The sequence below is a fragment of the Mucilaginibacter sp. P5_A4 genome, from assembly GCF_056400605.1.
Window position 1 is genome coordinate 1 of the sequence record NZ_JBFUKX010000101.1, and the last position, 4,376, is coordinate 4,376.

The 4,376-nt window shown below is 41.2% G+C and carries 2 protein-coding genes; both read left to right on the forward strand.

The features are described from left to right. Positions 1 to 685, forward strand: a 685-nt coding sequence (locus tag AC1DQW_RS27175) for a T9SS type A sorting domain-containing protein (protein ID WP_477456926.1), incomplete at its 5' end; no start/stop codon positions are given. 605 nt (positions 686 to 1,290) lie between these two features. Continuing rightward, on the forward strand, positions 1,291 to 4,376 hold a 3,086-nt coding region (locus AC1DQW_RS27180), incomplete at its 3' end, for a beta strand repeat-containing protein (RefSeq protein WP_477456927.1).

Below are 4,376 nucleotides of genomic sequence, written 5' to 3' on the forward strand. Positions count from 1 at the left end.
CATCGCCAGAAGTGATACCAACACCTTTGGTGCTAACCGCTTTGAACTAACCATTCAGCAACTCATCGCCAGAAGTGATACCAACACCTTTGGTGCTAACCGCTTTGAACTAACCATTCAGCAACTGCCTGCATCTAAATATCAACTGGCCACATTTACAGCTCAAAAAGCTACAGATGGGGTACTGCTTACCTGGAGGGCTTACAACGAGGGCCCCAATTATTTCTTCACCCTTGAAAAGCAGCAAACAAGCGGCAAAGACTATTCATCTGTTTATCACACCCAAAGCAATGGGCGTACTATTTATAAGTACACCGATAAAACACCAAACACGGGCGACAATGTATACCGCTTAAAACAGGTTGACCTGTTTGGCAATATTACCTATTCGGGCCCGGTGAATATTTATTACGATAAAAGCGGCAGCAATAACATGTTTACGGTTTACCCTAACCCTACCGCAGAAACTTTGAATGTAAATGTAACTTTTGGAAAAACAATTACAGCGCCACAAACGTACAAACTGAATATTTACGATGCTACTGGGTCGTTAGTAATGCAGAAAATATCCGACAATACCAACTGGAATGAAAACGTATCTAAATTTAACCCGGGTGTTTATATTGTAGAATTGAAAGATAATAGCGGCAGTTCTTTAGGAAAAGTTAAATTTGTAAAAAAATAATCTTAGATGGGAAGAATGGTGAAGTATAATAAGGTTTATCGTTTTTTATTTACATTATTAATATTGGTGCTATTTTCACCGATGATAGTTAGCGCACAGGAATCTGAATGTGGGGGTGTATCAGACCCCTTTAACGAAGCATGCCCTCTTGATACCTGGGTTGTAGTATTGGTAATAGTGGCAGGTGTATTTACCTCAATCCATCTTCACCGTAAACAAAGATCCCTTCGGTCTTAAGGAGATTTTTGCTTATTTAAATTCCCTCCCTTATCTCCCTGGAGCCAATAAACGTTTGTTTATATTTGGCGTATAATTTATTACCGGTTACTTCCTCTTCATTTTATTGCGGCTATCACTATCCTACCCGCCGTACACCTCTTTTTTTAACTGTAAGGATAACACTTTTTAACCACGCATTATTCAAGCAGTAATTTATAAAAAATAATTAATTATTACAACATACAACAACAACTATGCGTATAAATTCTATAAGTATTAAGAAATATATCTATTATCCCCCCTGACTTTTACCAGTGCATTGAATATCAATTTATTAAATAAACAGTATCCGGAAATCTATTTTCAAACTCATTATAAATTCAAATATGAAAATTGGACTCAAAAAGATGGTATTGCTTTTTTTAACGGTAACCTGTTTTAATAATATTAAAGCAGCCACTTATGGTTGGACCGGCGCTATTTCATCAAGTTGGACCAACCCGCTTAACTGGCTTAACGGAGTGCTGCCTGTAACTGATTATCCCGGCCAGAACCGTAATACGGATGTGGCACAATTTGGGGTTAGTGCATTAGGCCTTTTTGTTAATCAGCCAGTCTTAACATTAACATCGGGCCAATCTGTAACAGTAGCAGCTGTTACATTTGGGCCCAATCAATTTATCAATGTCACTAATCTCCTTTTTAACGGCACTACATTAACGGTAAACGTTGGAACTTTAAATGTAACTGGCAACATTACTCAAAACATTAACAGCAATGCCGTTACTAATAGTAGAATTAATAATTTTTTATTAGGCACAGGTACAATTAACTGCGCCAACATCCAGGTTGGCAGCGGTTCAAGCACTACAACAAATTTTAATTTTCTTTTTTCGGAGGTTAAAAACCTTAACGTTACCAACAATGTTACCGTTGTCATGAATACTGCGAAACCAAACGGCTGTGCCTTTAGGTTACAAGCTGGCAGTATGGCAATAGGCGGTCAAATAGGATTTACCGTGGCCTCCGCTTCAGTTACCTCCACCAACGCGGGATATTTTACAATTGATGGGTTAAATTCTTCCGGGGTTAAAAGCAATCCAACCTTAACGCTTAGTAACGTCAATGCATTAGGTGTTGCTGCGTCTCTTCCACAAATCACTACGGGAATAAACACTGGGTTAAATATGGCTACGGTCAATTTTGACGGTACGGGAACATCTGGTGGTAAAATTACTGTAGTTTACACCGCGGCAAGCCCAACTGTTTACACCAGTTCGCTTAAAGGTTTTGGCCCGGGTGGCGGAACTATTAATACGGCTTTATCAAACTATGACAACCTGATTGTTAACGGCACTGGTACCGCCACAATTGGATTAGGTACCGGCGCAGGAGTATTGAAGCTCGACTCTACGTTAACCACATCTTCCAATACTACGTTTGCAAACGCTACTACAACAACCACCATTGGTACAAACTGGCAAAATGACGCAGCCGCAACCATCACCGGAGGAGCGGGAACAACAACCATACTTAAAAATTTAACAAACGCGGGCATAATGAACATGGCTTCGGGCAATATAACCATTGGCAGTAATTATACTAATGATGGCACTTACACCCAGGCCGCCGCCGCAAGCGACCCCACAATTACAAGCCCTGTACCTACCAATACCACTTATTTTACATCAGCATCACCCGTTTTAACAAACACAACCAGCAGCGATATAACTACATTTAATAACCTGGTATTTACTGGTGGTGCTACAACTGCGGCCTCCTTAACCGGTAGTGGCCCTTTCATAGTTGCCAGTAAAGGAATTTTGCAATTAAAAACTACCGGCATTACTTTACAAACAAACGGCCTTTTAACCTTAAAATCAGATGTATCATCAACAGCGGCTGTCGCATTTATACCAGTGGGCGCGGCAATTGCAGGCTTTGTTAATGTTGAGCGTTTTTTAACCGGAGGAGGCGTGACGACGAATCGGGGCTATCGTATGTTATCTTCGCCCGTAAACCAAACAAGTGCAACTTCGGCTTTAACCAATACCTTTGGTTTAACTTACTTAAAAGATCACACTTTTAATGGCATTACTTACACCGGTGCTTATACAGGAGGTGTAGCAGGTACCGCTGCGGGCTTTAGCATAACCAGTGTTGGCCCTACTGTTAGTATTTGGGACGAAAGAAAAGCCACTAATAATACCGCGTATAACGCGGGCAGGAATATAGGGGTTACAAAGATCAGCCCTACAAATGGTGTCTTCGTTACGGCAACTACCAATACTATCGATCTTTCTGACGGTACAACCAACCTTGCTTTACCTGTAGGTAATTCATTTCAGCTATTTTTCATCGGCCCAAGCAGCCGCACCAACGCATCGGCAAGCACCCCGCCTGCCGATGCAACTATTACCGCACATGGCTATATTAACCAGCAAAATGTAACAGTTGCTTTATGGCACACGCCCACAGGTGGTGTTTCCGGCAAGTTATCATATACTGCCGCTTTAGGTACTACAATGGCGGGTATTAACATGGTTGGTAATCCGTATGCCTCTACCATTAACCTGCAAACGGTTTTAAACGATAACACCGGCAATATTGACAATATATATGTATTAGCAGTAAAAAATTATCCTTCACAAGCTTTTATAGCTTATACGCCAAGTGGCACATCGGCACCGGCACAAGGTTATGCCGTAAGTGGTGAAGGCTTCTTTGTTCATGCAACAGGTACAGGTAAATCTTTAACTTTTAATGAAGGCGAAAAAACGCCTGCAACGCAGTTGACTGGTACGGGGCTAATTATGTCGGCCCCAAAAAGCGGGCAGATGGTAGCCAATGAACCCGGCGCAATGTCAAAAAGTTTCAAAACTTTGGCAGTCAATACTGCAACGCAAGCCATAGATGCCGGCCTTACGGGTTTTTATATGAAGATGGAAAAAGATACTGCGGTTTATAATTACTGCGGCATTTATTTTGGCGGCCAGTGGTCAAAAAACTTTCAGATAGGTGATGCAAGAGATCTGGATGGAAATAGCCCCCAGGTAATGATGTCAAGTTTTTCTGCTGATAGGGTACGTTGTGCGGTTAAACATTTTCCCGATTATAGGCAGGGTGTCAGARTAAAGCTTTTTGCAAATGGTAAAACTGATGGYATGTATACTTTAAAAATTGAAGGCATTCGCAACATTGATACAAACAATTATAAAATAACCCTGCTTGATCATTTTAAAAAGGATTCGTTAGATATTGGCCGGTATAAATCATACGCATTCAACATCGCCAGAAGTGATACCAACACCTTTGGTGCTAACCGCTTTGAACTAACCATTCAGCAACTGCCTGCATCTAAATATCAACTGGCCACATTTACAGCTCAAAAAGCTACAGATGGGGTACTGCTTACCTGGAGGGCTTACAACGAGGGCCCCAATTATTTCTTCACCCTTGAAAAGCAGCAAAC